The following is a 14,688-nucleotide window of genomic DNA, read 5'->3' on the forward strand; positions in this document are numbered from 1 at the left end:
ATCGATATACGGTATAGCCAATTAACAATATAATTTTACTAGTAAATAATTAAAATGATTCTGAGTATATGTGTTGGTCACAAACATGAGCACTTGCAGAAGTTGGATGGACTCCATTTAAACAAAAAACGACAGCGTTTTTGTCGAAAGTTAAATCAAAATCTGAAATATCTAGAAAAAGTGAATGTAGACTTTGATAAATTTTATCCGAATAAATAAACTTAACGTAATGAGATTAAAAATATCCCACTTCATGATTCTAATTTTTCAGTGTAGCATTGTTTCTGCCCAGAAAACAGATTCTTTAAAATGGTGGAATCCTGCAGAAAATAGTTTTTCAGCTATAGAAGGCCAAGCTTGGACTAATGAAGCACATGAAACTTACGGGAGGCTGCCTCTCCGTGCAGAAAAAATAGTCAGGAAACAGGTTTGGGATTTATCCAGAAATTCTACCGGTCTAGTGATACGTTTTAAAACAAAAGCTCAGCAAATTACTGTAGCTTATAAGGTAAAAGAGGGCCTTGCCATGCCTCATTTTTCGGCCACCGGGGTTAGCGGAGTCGATATGTATTCCGTGAATAAGAATGGTGGATGGAACTGGGTACCAGGGAAATACTCTTTTACCTATGTTGGGACAAATAAAAATACTATTACTTATCAGTATAATATTATAGGCGACAATGGTATTTATAAAAATGGTCGAGAATATAGGCTTTATTTGCCAATATATAATACAGTAGAATGGCTTAAAATTGGTGTTCCAGAAAACACAACATTAAACCCAATGCCAGCCCGTATAGATAAGCCAATAGCCATTTACGGCACCTCTATTACTCAAGGAGCATGTGTCTCCCGCCCCGGCATGGCTTGGACTTCAATTGTAGGCAGAAAGTTAAACCAACCGGTTATAAATTTAGGATTCTCTGGGAATGGCACATTAGATGAAGAAATTATAGAGCTGATGACAGAGATTGATGCGAAAGTTTATGTGCTTGATTGTTTAGCAAATCTGATGGACAGGACAAAATTTCCTTTAGAGGAAGTTAAGAGAAGACTAATTGAATCTGTCAATATGATTCATGCAAAACGACCTATGGTACCTATTATTTTGCCGGCTTTTGGGGCATTTAATGAGCATCGTTTAGATAAAGATAGAGGCACAGCAATTGATGAAATAAATGAAACACTTAAACAGGCTTACACTATTTTGAAAGCTTCTGGCATTGTAAATGTTTATATACTACCTGCTGGAGAAATGCAAATGGGTATGGACGATACTGTTGATGGAAATCATGCAACCGATCTTGGTATGATAAATTATGCAACGGCTTTTGAAAAAATATTTCGTACTGTTTTAGAGGAACCTTCAGGCAATATCACAACAACCATGCCTTGCACACAATACAGGGAAGATGCCATATATAATTGGGAAGAACGTCATACTGAATTGGTGAAAATGAATGCTAGCAATCCCCCTAAAACTGTTTTACTAGGTAGTTCTGATGTTCATTATTGGGGTGGCCAACCTACATCCGTAATTAGTAGAGGATCTGATTCATGGAATCAGTTTATTGAACCATTAGGGGTAAGAAATTTTGGCTTTGCAGGTGATAGAATTGAAAATATTCTATGGCGCGTTGAACATGGAGAATTGGATGGCTACAAGGCTGATAAGGTTATTCTTATGGTAGGAGGATATAATCTTCCGATCAACAATGATGATGAAGTTTTAAAAGGAATTAAATCTTTAATACAAACAATTTTTATTAAGCAACCACAAACTTCAATTTTACTGGTTGGACTACTGCCACAAAGAAGTCAGGAAAATCGAATTAGCAACCTTAATAAAAAAATTACAGAAATTGCCAATAATTATAAAATTCAATATGCCGATCCAGGCAAACTATTACTAAATAAAAATGAAAAAATTGATGAAACACTTTTTATAGATGGAATTTATCCAGATACAGAAGGATATAGTTTATTAGCCAAATTTTTAAAGGCTGAATTACACTAAACTAAAAGGTAGTAGAAGAATCAAGTTTATTATAAGAAAATAGTATTTTAATGAAGATATCAATAAGTATTTTGGTTACAGAAATAGTGAAGTATATGATTTTCGAAGTTCCAATTTTGCCCAAAACCATGATTGGCAGAATGCAAAGCAAGGTTCTCCCATTTTTGCAAATGATTATTGCAATTAAACTTATGCTTTAACCCTTGATAACTAGATATGGTTGTGCGTTTTTATAGCTAATGAAGGGCATGAAGTAAAGCACATAGAGTAGTATTGGTTAAGACAAGGGAAAAACATGATCCAAACCTGTAAAAATTGAAAACCTCATTACAGAATCAGCTTTCAAGGCAATGTAATTTATGATTGATTTGGGAGTTCAATGTTTCGCCACAATAAAAAAGATAGAAATTTTAAATCCATTTATTTACTAAAAATTATATGCCATGATTAGAAAAACAAAAAAAACAGATTACATAAAGGGAAATCGTATTTCACTCCTGCTTTTTATGTTTGTTATTTTTATTGTTTCCTGCAATTTAGCAGAAGAAAATCAAGACAAACAACAAGAGAAATCCAACAAGAATGTAGCAGTCAAAAGCCTAGGCAAACAACAGGTAAAATCCGGCATGAAAAATCTTTTCAGTAGGGAGGAACTTATAGAAATGGATTATCCTTTTGGTAAATATACGAATGATATTCCACTAGGAGATACTGACATTGAATGGGAACGTAGTAATCCAGATATTCAGGTTTTTGTTCCCACCGGTTCTGGATTTTACAATGGTGACAATGAACACTTTCTTGTTTTCAAAGCTCCCAAAGGTGAAGAGCTTCTCGCTTTGTGGACACAAAGTTCTGTAGAAGGGAGAGGTGATAATCATTTAGTTCTGGCAAGAAGTTCTGATGCAGTAAACTGGTCCGAACCTGAGTACTTAGTTGGTGCAAAATATGCAAAAGGAGGACTTCAAGCAAGTTGGGGTTTTCCGATAGTTTCGGAAAGCGGCAGAATATACATTTTTTACACGAGAGAAATTGAGGTATTCGATAACAATAGACAGGGAAGTGGAACAATGGGATGTATTTTTTCGGATGACAATGGTTATACATGGTCAGAACCAAAAGATGTTAAAATGCCACGTTCTAAATACGATAATCCTAATGTTAAGTACCCCAAGAATTGGATTGTTTGGCAAAACCCAATAAAAGATATTGAAAACAAATGGATTGCAGGCTACACATTAATAACTTCTGAAAGCGTAAAGAAAAGTGAAAAAAATTGGGTAAATACTGATTCGAGGTGTTACTTCATGCGCTTCATGAATATTGACGAAAATCCCTCTCCTGAGAATATAAAGATTGAATGGTATCCTGAAAATGATGAGGGATTGGAAGTTAAAAATCCAGTATATCCACAGATGTCGGTAGCACAGGAGCCTGCAACTGTTTTGTTACCTGATGGTAGACTTTTTACGATTATGCGGAATATGACAGGTTTTATTTATTACTCAGTTTCATCGGACAATGGTAAAACATGGGATGTCCCGCAAATGCTTAGGTATTCTGATACAGGTGAAGGAATTCAACATCCAATGTCTCCCTCGCCAATATATAAGTTAAGTAATGGAAAGTTTGTTCTTATTTTTCACAATAACAGCGGAAAAAGGTTTGGGTACGACCAGGCGGACAAGGAATGGGATATTAATGTTTCAAATACTGTTCGGAATCCAACGTATTATACAGAAGGGGAATTTAAACAAGATGCAAAACAACCGATTTGGTTCGGTGAGCCAGTAGAATTTCTAAATACGGGAGACATTGCTGTTCCTCCAAAGAAGTCTGCAGAGATAGGCACATATCCCAGCATTACAGAGTTTAAGGGAAAAACAATTTTATGGTATCCTGACAGAAAGCGGTATCTGTTAGGGAAATATTTAGATTTTGGAGAGTAATTATTAATAAATATAATATTAATAGGTATTGTTTTAATTTTTCTGTCACTATTTAAGAACAATCGAAGGAAACAAACAATTTAAAGTTAATTGGAATTCCTATAAAGTGGAATTGGTATGGACGGGGGACAGGCTATTAGGGGAGAGTAATAGCCAATTAAAAAATTGGACCTTTTTTTCTAAATCTAAAACCAATAAATTCGAACTATTATGAAAGAATACATACTTTTTTTGACCACATCTTTAATTTGCTTTAACGCTTTGGGTCAGGAGAAAGTAGAAATACCAAATAGACATAAAATTCAATAAGACCAATTTTTGAAAAAAATTGAATTTGCACAATCAAAATTTAACAATGAAAAAAATATTATTATGGTCCGTCACTGTGGCACTTGCCGGATTCCTCTTTGGTTTTGACACGGTGGTGATTTCAGGCGCGGATCAAAAGCTACAATCACTTTGGAAATCCAGTGATATTTATCATGGCACAGTCGTAATGGGGATGGCATTGTGGGGTACAGTGGTTGGTGCTATTTTAGGAGGAATTCCGACCAATAGAATAGGACGTAAGAATACCCTTATATGGATAGGGCTGATATATACCGTTTCCGCAATTGGTTCAGCCCTGGCCAATGATCCTGTAACGTTTGCTATATTTCGATTTCTTGGAGGATTGGGAGTAGGGGCTTCTACCGTAGCTGCTCCGGCATATATATCCGAGATAGCTCCTGCACATAACAGAGGAAAGCTGGTGAGCATGTATCAGTTTAATATCGTTTTCGGTATCCTAGTGGCCTTCATCTCTAATTTCTTGTTGAGCAATATAGGAGAAGATGCTTGGCGCTGGATGATGGGGGTAGAAGCTTTTCCTGCCGCTATCTACACACTCTTAATGCTGACCGTACCCAAAAGTCCTCGTTGGTTGCTTACCAAATCAAGGACAGACCAAGCAAGGCAAGTTTTAAATCTCATCAATCCTAAAGAAAATGTGGAGATTCTTATTGCCAAAATACGAGATGAAATGGATAACGTTATAGCTGGGGAGCATATCTTTATGAAAAAGTATCATTTCCCATTATTGCTGGCTTTTTTAATAGCTTTTTTTAATCAATTATCAGGCATCAATGCCTTATTGTATTATGCGCCTAGAATCTTTTCAGAGGCCGGCCTGGGGGAGAGTTCTTCCCTGCTAAATAGTATGGGAATCGGGATTACGATGGTACTTTTTACTCTACTTGGTGTGTTGTTAATTGATAAAGTAGGTAGAAAAAAGCTCATGTATATCGGTTCCATTGGATATATAATATCCTTGGCACTCGTGTCGTGTGCTTTTTTCTTCAATTGGGAAGGATTATGGGTTCCTATTTTCCTTTTTTTGTTTATTGCTGCCCATGGGGTGGGTCAAGGCACAGTAATATGGGTGTTTATATCAGAAATATTTCCGAATCATTTAAGAGGGTATGGGCAGGCTTTTGGCAGTTCTATACATTGGATTTTAGCAGCTATTATACCTTCCTTAGTACCGGTATTGTTTACCAAAATCGGTGCCGCTCCAGTGTTTGCTTTTTTTGCCTTCATGATGTTATTGCAATTGTTCTTTGTGATTTTTGTAATGCCTGAGACTAAAGGAGTCCCACTTGAGGAATTAGGAAAACGATTCCTTAAAATTAGGGATAATAATTTGGAGGTTACAGATTTTAAGAATGCCCAGGACAAGTGGATAAAGTAATGCAATAATGAGATGGAGGAGAGAAAAACAATCAGGAAAGTGTTATTCTTTAAAAAGAAAATTGGCTATTAGTTGATTGAGTTAGTTTTGAGAAACACGGGTCATGATTTGGACACGTGTTTTAGTTTTGTAATGTTTTACTTATTAGTAAGAGATGGTTTGAACCTGTGGAAAACCATTATTTCATCTTATTCTAAAAAATATAATGGATAAATATCCTTTCTTGGAAAACATAAATAATAAGACAATGAATTTCTATTTTGACAAGGAAAGGAGTCGTAGGGCTCATCCGGGCAATGCCGTATTTACTGTAGGAAGAGACGAATATCTTCCCATACCCAAAAGTGAAAGCGATTCGAGCCAGAATTTATACAACCAAAATGCAGGTTATTAATTGTGTCACTTAGGTTAATTCCTTGATATTTGAAGCCATTTACTAAAATCTGAAAATAAAAAATTAAAATAGTATTATGAATAAAAAACTGATATCAATAACACTTTCGTTTCTTTGTTCTGGAGTATTTTTAAGTGCATGGGGACAGAAAGAAGAGGTCCAAATACCTTCCCTGGTACATGACGGAGAAGCCATCCCAAAAGAGGTTATAAAAGCCACCCGGGAATTTAGGGAAAGGCTTATGGCAGATCCTTACCGTCCGGCATATCATTTTACGGTGCCCGATGATGTTGGGTATCCCGGTGATCCCAATGGAGCGTTTTACCACAATGGCAAATATCATTTGATGTATCTATATAAAAGGACAGGGTCAGGCTTCTCATGGGGCCATGTATCCAGTACGGATATGGTACATTGGAGACACCACCCGGATGCATTGGCACCCGGTGATGGGGACGAGGGTGTTTATAGCGGAGGAGCTTTTGTCGACGATGATGGCTCCGCTTACCTATCTTACTGGATGCTTAGGGGAGCCAAAGGTATTGGTATTGCACAAAATTTAGATGATCAATACGATACATGGAAAAAAATAGAAAGCAATCCGGTAATTAAATCTACTGAATGGGGAATCACCGAACTAACCGATAGATCAGGGAAAAATATCCATGTAAGCTCTGCAGACCCTTCCAACATTTGGAAGAAGGATGGACTGTATTACATGCTTACAGGTAATTTACTGGTACTTCGGAAATATGGCTCTAGAGGAAAGGGTTTACCTGCCAATAGAGATGAACCTCCTCTACCAAAAGACTCCCTGGATTATCAAGGGGACAGGCTTTCTCTGTTCGCTTCAAAGGACTTGAAAGATTGGACCTATCAACATGAATTTTACCAGTCCAACCGTAAATGGACCAGTAAGACAGAAGACAATATGTGTCCCAGCTTCCTACCCCTTCCGTCAGGACCGGACGGAGGAAAGCCAAGTGATAAATATCTTTTACTATTTATTAGCCATAATAGAGGCTGCCAATATTATGTAGGCGATTATAAGAAGGATAAATTCTATCCCGAAGTCCACGGTAGAATGTCCTGGGAAGACAAAGCCTATTTTGCACCTGAAGCACTAATAGATGGGAAAGGACGGCAGATTATGTGGACATGGATTTTTGACGATCGCCCGGATTCAGATAAACAGTACTATGGTTGGACCGGGACCTACGGATTGCCCAGGTCACTTTGGCTGGGTGATGATGGAACATTGCGTATGCAGCCTGTTGAGGAACTTAAAATGTTAAGAGTGAAGGAAGATGCCAGTCTATCGGACATTCGAGTGGCTAAGGGAGTTGATTACATTCTGGATGAATACGGCAATGAGCTTATGGAACTGGAATTGACGATTGACCCTAACGAGAACGGCTCATATGGCGTAAAGGTATGTGTGTCTGAAGACGGGAGTGAGGAAACAAAAATATACTACGATCCAAAAGACCGAAAATTAAAATTCGACACCACTAAATCAGGAAAAGAGTTTGGTAGAAAAATAATCGAAGAAGCCCCTTTGGAATTGAAAGAAGGTGAGCCATTGGTTTTGCGTATATATGTGGATAGATCTATAGTAGAAGTATTTGCAAACGACCGTCAAGCGATAGCAAGACGCATTTACCCTAGTCAGGGCTCAAAGGGAATCCGACTATTTTCCGATGGGAAGGATATGACCGTTAGTAATCTGAAAATATGGGAACTAAACCAGGCTAACCCGTATTAAGTACTGACCCTGTTGGATACTTCGGTTCGTTTTGTGCCACCCGTTTCGGTGTTATAGTGCCAGGCATTTCGGTTTGATCTGTGCCACTTTAGGTGTGGAACGCAATCCATTTCGGTTCGTTTTGTGCCAGTGATATCGGTTCGATCTGTGCCACCTTTGTCGGGAACGGGACTTATAGCGTTTCGTTTTGTGCCACTTTGAGAGATCAAGTAACAATTACCTTGTCGCTAAAAAACTAGCGATATGGCCAATACACTTGATCCAATGGACTTAAAACAGATCATCACTTTGCACCTGGACGGTCTCAGCAACCGTAAGATAGGTACGACCTTGGGCATCTCCCGTAACACCGTAAATAGTTATATGCGGCTGTTCGGGGCCTGCGACCGTCCCCTTAAAGAATTGTTGGCCCTTGACAATGGGGCCCTTGAAGCCCAGTTCCCTTCCCATACCACTATAGATAATAGTCGCTACGAAGAGCTCATGCAATGTTTTGAGGGGGTCAACAAGGCCCGGAACCATCCCGGGTTTACCTTTCTATATCATTATCAGCAGTACGTACAGCAGGCCAAAGAGCCTTATGGTTACACCCAGTTCATGGAACATTACCGGCGCAAATACGCAAAGGCCAAGGGTTCCATGAAGCTCGAGCACGAGGCAGGGAACGAAATGTTCATCGACTACGCCGGCAAGAAGCTCCATATTGTTGATAGGGACACTGGGGAAGTGGTCCCGGTGGAAGTGTTCGTGGCCATCCTTCCCAATAGCCATTATACCTATGTGGAGGCCTGCAGGAGCCAAAAACGGGAGGACCTGATCGGTTGTTGCACCAATGCCCTGAACTTTTATGGTGGCGTGCCCAAGGCCATTGTATCGGACAACCTGAAATCGGCGGTGACAAGGGCCAGTAAATATGAGGCGGACATTAATCGTAGCTTTAAGGATTTTGCACGGCATTACAACTGCGCCATAAACCCCGCCCGGGGGTATTCCCCCCAGGACAAGGCCCTGGTGGAGAACGCCGTGCACCTTGCCTATCAGCGTATCTACTACCCAATACGGGAAATGGTGTTCTTCTCCCTCGGAGATCTGAACCGGGAGATAAAACGTTTGCTGGTGGCGTACAACGACCTGTTGTTCAAACGAAAGGAGGCCAGTCGCAGGGAGCTGTTCCAATCCGTGGAACGGGAATACCTGAAGCCCCTGCCCGAGAGTGCGTACTAGCTCAAGGAATATCGAAGGGCGAAGGTGCAGAAGATGGGGTATATCTATTTCTCCGCGGACAAGAGCTATTATAGCGTTCCCTACCGCTATATCGGGAAAGAGACCACCATCCATTACACCGGTTCCGTTGTCGAAGTCTATTACCACCAACAACGGATCGCCCTGCACCGGCGCCATCCGGAAAAAGGCAGCTATAATACCAACAGGGAGCATCTTAGCAGCACCCATAAATATTATAGTGACTGGAGCCCGGAGTTCTTTAAAAAGAAAGCGGCCCGACACGGCGACCATGTACTGGGCTGTGTGGAGACGATACTCGCCAAGGGGGACTATCCGGAAATAGGATATAAAAGGGCCATGGGGGTCATACAGCTCCATAAGGCCTACGGGGCGGAACGCCTGGACAATGCCTGTAAAAGGGCCCTGCAGGCAGATGCCGTTTCCTATATGCGGATCAGGAACATCCTGAAGAACAACCTGGACAAAAGCTCCCTGTTCTACCGGGACCTCGAAGAGGACAAGAGCCATATCCCGGACCACGGGAACATACGGGGTGCCTCCGCTTACCGATAATACATAACTTAAATCCAATATATTATGAACAATGAACAGACGATCGAAAAATTGAAACAGATGCGCTTAGGGGCCATGGCCCAATTGCACCTACAGCACGTAAGGGACAACGGTGTGGCCGATATTACCGCCGATGAGTACCTGGCCATGCTCACGGACCACCAGTGGGAGGACCGTCAGAACCGGAAGATCCAACGGTTGTTGAAACAGGCGGGGTTCGCACAGTCCGCCAACCTGGCCGAGGTGAACTATGCCCAACAGCGCAACCTGGACAAGAATATGTTCGCCCGCCTGGGGACCTTGGATTTTATGGCCAGGAAGGAAAACATAATCCTTACCGGGGCCTCGGGAACGGGCAAGAGCTATCTGGCACAGGCACTGGGACACCAGGCATGTATGATGGAACAAAGGGCCATATACGCCAATACGGCCAGGCTCCTCAAAAGACTGAAACTATGCAAAGTGGACGGCACCTATCTCAAGGAGCTGGACAAACTCTTGAAAACGGACCTGTTGATCCTGGACGACTTTGGACTGCAGAGTTTTGACAACCATGCCCGCGAGGCACTGATGGATATCATCGATGACCGTTACAATAAGGCCTCGACCATTATATCCTCCCAGATACCCGTATCCGCGTGGTATGATATTATAGGGGAAAGCACCATTGCCGATGCCATATTGGACAGGATAGTGAACTCATCGCACAGGTTGGACCTAAAAGGGGAAAGCTTAAGAAAAGGAATTTTAAAAAACGACTAACACATTTTTTTTGTATAATTGAAAGATCTTTCAAAGTGGCACTGTTTGACCGAAACAGGTGGCACCATCACTCCGAAATAGCCTGTCGACATTCATTAAATCTGAACCATTATGAAAAAATACATGCTATTTTTGACACTATCAATAATTTGCATTACCGCTTTTAATCAGGAAAATGAAGGAATACCAAATACAACCAAGTAAAAGGCTGAAAAGGGTTGATAACAATTAAATACCTAAAAATCAACATTATAGATTGATAAAAAACAAAAGGACTATCTCATAAAGTGTGTAAATAGAAAATAGCTGGGGCATGCCCCAGCTATTTTTTTGTTTAATTTTAAATATTTACACATTATGAAAAAAGATAATTATTCGATCGTAAGCGCAAGTTACGTCAAGATAAAAAATGACAAGTAGTGGCAAAATAAAATGAACCAGTTTCTTTTTGCTATGTTAAGAGGCTATTATAAGGGTTTATTGCGGTTTTCAGCAACTACAAATCGAATAGAAAATCCGTCCTGCCACACTTTTTGGCGTGGGAGGATTTTCGTAAGTAGGCGAGAGCTAGCCATTAATTACATTTTTAGGGAAGGCTACAAAGTTTCTAAATCGAAAATCGGTTCATAAATTCCGAGTTCAACAAATTCTAAATCATTTTGATAGAGTTTAATATCTTTCTCTAATTCTTTAAAGATTGATTTTGCACTAATAAATTTATCGTTCAATTCAGTTGCATTTGCTTGAATTACAGAAAATTCCTTATTCTTGAATTCAATTTCATTTTCGATTGATACTATTCTGCTAAACCTTTCTAAATCAGAGTTAAGTTTGTTGTTTTCGTTAATTTTTGCAGTGATTTCTGAATTCTTATTTTCGATTTCAGTATTTAGTTTGATTTTCGCTTTCTTACATTGATTTAGCACAATGAGTAATGCGATTCCTAAAGCTAAAATGGTAATTATTAATCCTAATGTCATTTTCGGTTCGGGTTTTTCTCGTATTGGTTACAACGGTCTTGTATATGAAAAATAGCGGATTTTTAAGCACTAACTTTTCGGTTTACAACTGACCTTTATTTTATTAATTATCTTTCGTTTAAGCACCAAAACCGCTATTTTTTATATACGTTGTTGGGCGTTCGTTATTTTTATTCCGTCAAAGAAATAGTTCAAAATATACTTATCAAACTCATCTAAATTATTTGTCCTTTCGATAGTCATTTCTTTACCAATCTCATTAAGTTGTTCAACTACGTTATGAATTGTCAATTCGTTATTATAGAAGTCGATAACATTAGATTCGTGAAGTTTTTTAGATATCATTCGTGGTAAACCATATTCCTCCAATTGAAACACAACCTTTGGAAGAAAAGCGTGAGAACACCACTTTATGAATTTAGAAATATCATATTGTTTGTCCTTTAGAATTCTTTTTTGCAAGGTGTTTAAGTCATTTAATAAGGCTGAAAATTTATAAGTTACGTTTCTTTCCAAAAGAAAGAATTTATCAATACCTACGTCATAATCTTCAAGTTCTTTCAATAATTCAGGAATGGATTTACTCCAATTATATGCCATTATCTTAATAAATTCAACAAATATTTTATAACCTGTATCCCAATTCCCTGGTTGTAACTTTATAACCTTATACAACAGTCTATCCCAATTTTCAGGTTTAAATTCATTTAAATAATATAATCCGTTCCATTCATCAGGGTTTGTTGTTAAGTCAATTGCGATTGTTTTGATTAATTCAGAATTACTCGATTGAAATGCAGATTCTGCTTTTAGTTCGTCATATACTTGAACGCCCATAAGTTCGCCCATTTCATCATTATAGATTTTTAATTTTGCAACTTGTTCTTTAGTTAGCAATCCTTCATATTTCGTATCGTCTAAATCTCCTAATATTTCATCTGGGAATGGAATGTCTAATTGAGTTTGACCTTCAATTGGTGGCTGTTCCAAAATGTATATTTTTCCTATAAAGTGTTTAAACATTCTACCACCTCTACCAATAATGTTTTTATAAGTGAAGTCATCTAGTTTTGCACTTCCTTTTCTATTTCGCCATATTATAACATTTTCTGCTGATGTATTAACACCTTCTATAATTGAGGATGTTGAAATCAAATTGCGAATACCTGTTTCTTCTTCAAATAGTTTTACTTGAATTTGACTTAACGAACGATGTAATCTACCATTATGAACTCCAATTTCGCGACTAATTAACTTTGTTAAACTCCAATTGACATCATAGTTTTTAGAAAGCCAATCTGCAAACATTTCAAGTAGTTCATTTTTTACAGGTTCGTATGTATCAAGGAAAAGGTAAGTTAAACTGTCTATGTTTGAATATGTACCTGCATAAATCAAAGATTTTCCTCTGTTTTCAGATAATATTTCTAATAGTTTTTCACTCTTTTCTTCGTTGTTGTTTATTTGATTATATAATTCGTGTTTCTCTAAAAAAACCGTATTAAAATCAAGCCTGATAAATTCCATATCTTCTGTAAATGGATTGCTATCAATGGACGTGATATTTGGGGCGAGATAATATTTTTGATTAGATTTCGCACCGAGTCTTATCATTGCTCTGATTAAGCTTGGTGATCTTTCTTTATCAAACTTGCTACTAGCTTTATAGAATTCATCAACTATCATTATATCAAATGATTCTACAATATTGATGTAATTCATTGCCCTTTCTTGAGGAAAGATAAAAATGTTTTTATCAGACAATTCAACGTCAGAGGTAGTTATGATTTTATATTCGTGTGCGAATTTTTTATAGAGCCTTCTTCTAGTTTCATCCGTTAGAGCTAATGTTGGGACAATAATTAATACGTTGTTTGGCTTTTTGATTTTGATATAAGCGTCAATCACAAAACTTTTCCCAAAACTTGTTGGTGCACTAACAGCAATATTTCTGCCTTCTAAAAGACTTTTAAGTAAAAACGATTGTTCTCTATGAAGCGTTAGTGGTTTTTCTTCTCCTACGTCCACTTTAAAAGCATTGTAGATAAATCGTTCTTCCCAATTAGAAGTTTCGGGTTCTAAATAAGGGAAAAGCCCTGTTTCCCTTATTAAATGATTAACCAATGGATTGTAGTCTAATTGATTAGTTTGGTGGTAGTCCAATAATTTGATGAGTTCTTGCCTAGCTTCATTTTCTTGTTTACCGATTAGAAGCTCGTTAATTATATGGCATTGGTCAAAAACTTGTTCTTGCATATCTAATCTCTATAAGCCTTAGCAATTTGAATAAATTTATCTACGATTTTATCTTTGTCAGCAATAGGAAACAGGATAATGTGAAATTTAATTTTCTCGTATAAATGAACATCTGTACATTTATCTATTTGTTTTTTAAAATATTCGGTTGCTCTCTCCTTGTGATAATCAATAATCCCTTGTTTGTATTCTGCTGTTAAATCTGTTCCTGTTTTTGTTTGTTCGCATTCGTATAAAAGCAAAATAGGAATATTTAAAATTGGTTTTATTTTATCAATTGATACATCTTGGGAAAGACTTGCTTTTATTTTAGCTTTTAAATCGTCTGAAATCTCGTCAAAATCGTTTATGTCGCTTAAATTGGTAATAATGCTATTCTCTTTTTTTATTTTTTCTAAACTAATAGAGTCTTTTACAGAAGCGACAATTTTGTCTAAACGAGTATTTTCAATACTGTTATAAAATTTAGATTCTCCAAACCATAGTGAAAATGAATCTTCTGATTCTACGACAATATGCACACTGTCAGAACCTTTAGCTTCATCCTTTGTGTTTTGCTTATAAAATATTTTAGGTACAATCGGTAGAGCAGAATAGTGGTCTTTCATTATTCCATACAGAACGATTTCTGCGATTTCACTACCTCTGCCAATAGCATCTACAGATTCAATTAATCGTAATTTTTTTGCGGATTCAGAAAGAACTGAACCTGAACCATCATTCAACAAAGCTTGTCTTTCGCTATGACTTAAAGCTGTTTCTTTAATGTTATTCCAAATATAGTTTTGAAATTTTTCATATCTCCATTCTCCATTCTCGAAGTCGTTGATTATTCCAAGAACTGATTTGTTGTCAGTCGGACTTAAAGTGGTGTCTAACTTAACGTCATCAAATATGTTATTTACGATAATTTCAAATTTCATTCTCGGTTTTTTTAATGACGCCCAACGTTAAGGCTATGATTTCGGTCTGGGAAATCCTAAAGGATTTTTCAGGATCGTAATCGGGCCGTATTAAAAGTAATGAATTTTCTCTATTG

At 37.8% G+C, this 14,688-nt stretch carries 11 protein-coding genes and 1 pseudogene; 9 read left to right on the forward strand and 3 right to left on the reverse strand.

Annotated features, from left to right (window positions below; genetic code table 11):
- The first annotated feature begins 229 nt into the window (after positions 1-229).
- From C7972_RS23220 to istB, 9 genes and pseudogenes are all read left to right on the forward strand, one after another.
- A complete protein-coding gene (locus C7972_RS23220) occupies positions 230-2,017 on the forward strand; it encodes an SGNH/GDSL hydrolase family protein (RefSeq protein ID WP_110358553.1) in 1,788 nt (595 codons plus the stop codon).
- Positions 2,018-2,460: 443 nt separating this feature from the next.
- Positions 2,461-3,966, forward strand: a complete 1,506-nt coding sequence (locus C7972_RS23225) for a sialidase family protein (protein WP_110358554.1) — start codon at positions 2,461-2,463, stop codon at positions 3,964-3,966.
- Between the two features lie 355 nt (positions 3,967-4,321).
- Positions 4,322-5,695 (forward strand): sugar porter family MFS transporter, encoded by a 1,374-nt coding sequence (locus C7972_RS23230; protein WP_110358555.1) that lies wholly within the window; start codon positions 4,322-4,324, stop codon positions 5,693-5,695.
- Between the two features lie 247 nt (positions 5,696-5,942).
- Complete coding sequence (locus C7972_RS23990; protein ID WP_181422986.1) at positions 5,943-6,089, forward strand: hypothetical protein; 147 nt, start codon at positions 5,943-5,945, stop codon at positions 6,087-6,089.
- Between the two features lie 76 nt (positions 6,090-6,165).
- A complete protein-coding gene (locus C7972_RS23240) occupies positions 6,166-7,854 on the forward strand; it encodes a glycoside hydrolase family 32 protein (protein ID WP_110358557.1) in 1,689 nt (562 codons plus the stop codon).
- 243 nt (positions 7,855-8,097) lie between these two features.
- Positions 8,098-9,078, forward strand: coding sequence for an IS21 family transposase (istA, locus tag C7972_RS24255; protein WP_258364935.1), 981 nt, complete (start codon positions 8,098-8,100; stop codon positions 9,076-9,078).
- A gap of 21 nt (positions 9,079-9,099) precedes the next feature.
- Positions 9,100-9,261, forward strand: a pseudogene (locus C7972_RS24505) (hypothetical protein); the annotation flags it as partial.
- 120 nt (positions 9,262-9,381) lie between these two features.
- Positions 9,382-9,651 carry a hypothetical protein gene (locus C7972_RS24260; protein ID WP_258364936.1) on the forward strand — a complete coding sequence of 90 codons (270 nt, stop codon included), beginning with the start codon at positions 9,382-9,384 and terminating at the stop codon, positions 9,649-9,651.
- A gap of 24 nt (positions 9,652-9,675) precedes the next feature.
- A complete protein-coding gene (gene istB / locus C7972_RS23250; RefSeq protein WP_110358558.1) occupies positions 9,676-10,413 on the forward strand; it encodes an IS21-like element helper ATPase IstB in 738 nt (245 codons plus the stop codon).
- A gap of 596 nt (positions 10,414-11,009) precedes the next feature.
- On the opposite strand, the gene C7972_RS23255 is transcribed toward istB, so the two are convergent.
- The 3 genes from C7972_RS23255 to C7972_RS23265 all read right to left on the reverse strand — a co-directional run bounded on the left by C7972_RS23255 (position 11,010) and on the right by C7972_RS23265 (position 14,572).
- Positions 11,010-11,393, reverse strand: coding sequence for a hypothetical protein (locus C7972_RS23255; protein WP_181422987.1), 384 nt, complete (start codon positions 11,391-11,393; stop codon positions 11,010-11,012).
- A 141-nt stretch (positions 11,394-11,534) separates the two neighbouring features.
- Entirely contained in the window at positions 11,535-13,649 is a 2,115-nt protein-coding gene (locus C7972_RS23260; RefSeq protein ID WP_110358559.1) for a DEAD/DEAH box helicase, read from the reverse strand.
- Between the two features lie 2 nt (positions 13,650-13,651).
- Positions 13,652-14,572, reverse strand: a complete 921-nt coding sequence (locus C7972_RS23265) for a DUF1837 domain-containing protein (protein ID WP_110358560.1) — start codon at positions 14,570-14,572, stop codon at positions 13,652-13,654.
- Positions 14,573-14,688: the final 116 nt, after the last annotated feature.

It is taken from the genome of Arenibacter sp. ARW7G5Y1 (assembly GCF_003201775.1).
GTDB lineage: Bacteria > Bacteroidota > Bacteroidia > Flavobacteriales > Flavobacteriaceae > Arenibacter.

What these genes read in the sequence shown, in the direction of transcription:
- C7972_RS23220 (WP_110358553.1), top strand. Translation starts at nt 230, where the DNA reads ATGAGATTAAAAATATCCCACTTCATGATTCTAATTTTTCAGTGTAGC.
- C7972_RS23225 (WP_110358554.1), top strand. Translation starts at nt 2,461, where the DNA reads ATGATTAGAAAAACAAAAAAAACAGATTACATAAAGGGAAATCGTATT.
- C7972_RS23230 (WP_110358555.1), top strand. Translation starts at nt 4,322, where the DNA reads ATGAAAAAAATATTATTATGGTCCGTCACTGTGGCACTTGCCGGATTC.
- C7972_RS23990 (WP_181422986.1), top strand. Translation starts at nt 5,943, where the DNA reads ATGAATTTCTATTTTGACAAGGAAAGGAGTCGTAGGGCTCATCCGGGC.
- C7972_RS23240 (WP_110358557.1), top strand. Translation starts at nt 6,166, where the DNA reads ATGAATAAAAAACTGATATCAATAACACTTTCGTTTCTTTGTTCTGGA.
- istA (WP_258364935.1), top strand. Translation starts at nt 8,098, where the DNA reads ATGGCCAATACACTTGATCCAATGGACTTAAAACAGATCATCACTTTG.
- istB (WP_110358558.1), top strand. Translation starts at nt 9,676, where the DNA reads ATGAACAATGAACAGACGATCGAAAAATTGAAACAGATGCGCTTAGGG.
- C7972_RS23255 (WP_181422987.1), bottom strand. Translation starts at nt 11,393, where the DNA reads ATGACATTAGGATTAATAATTACCATTTTAGCTTTAGGAATCGCATTA.
- C7972_RS23260 (WP_110358559.1), bottom strand. Translation starts at nt 13,649, where the DNA reads ATGCAAGAACAAGTTTTTGACCAATGCCATATAATTAACGAGCTTCTA.
- C7972_RS23265 (WP_110358560.1), bottom strand. Translation starts at nt 14,572, where the DNA reads ATGAAATTTGAAATTATCGTAAATAACATATTTGATGACGTTAAGTTA.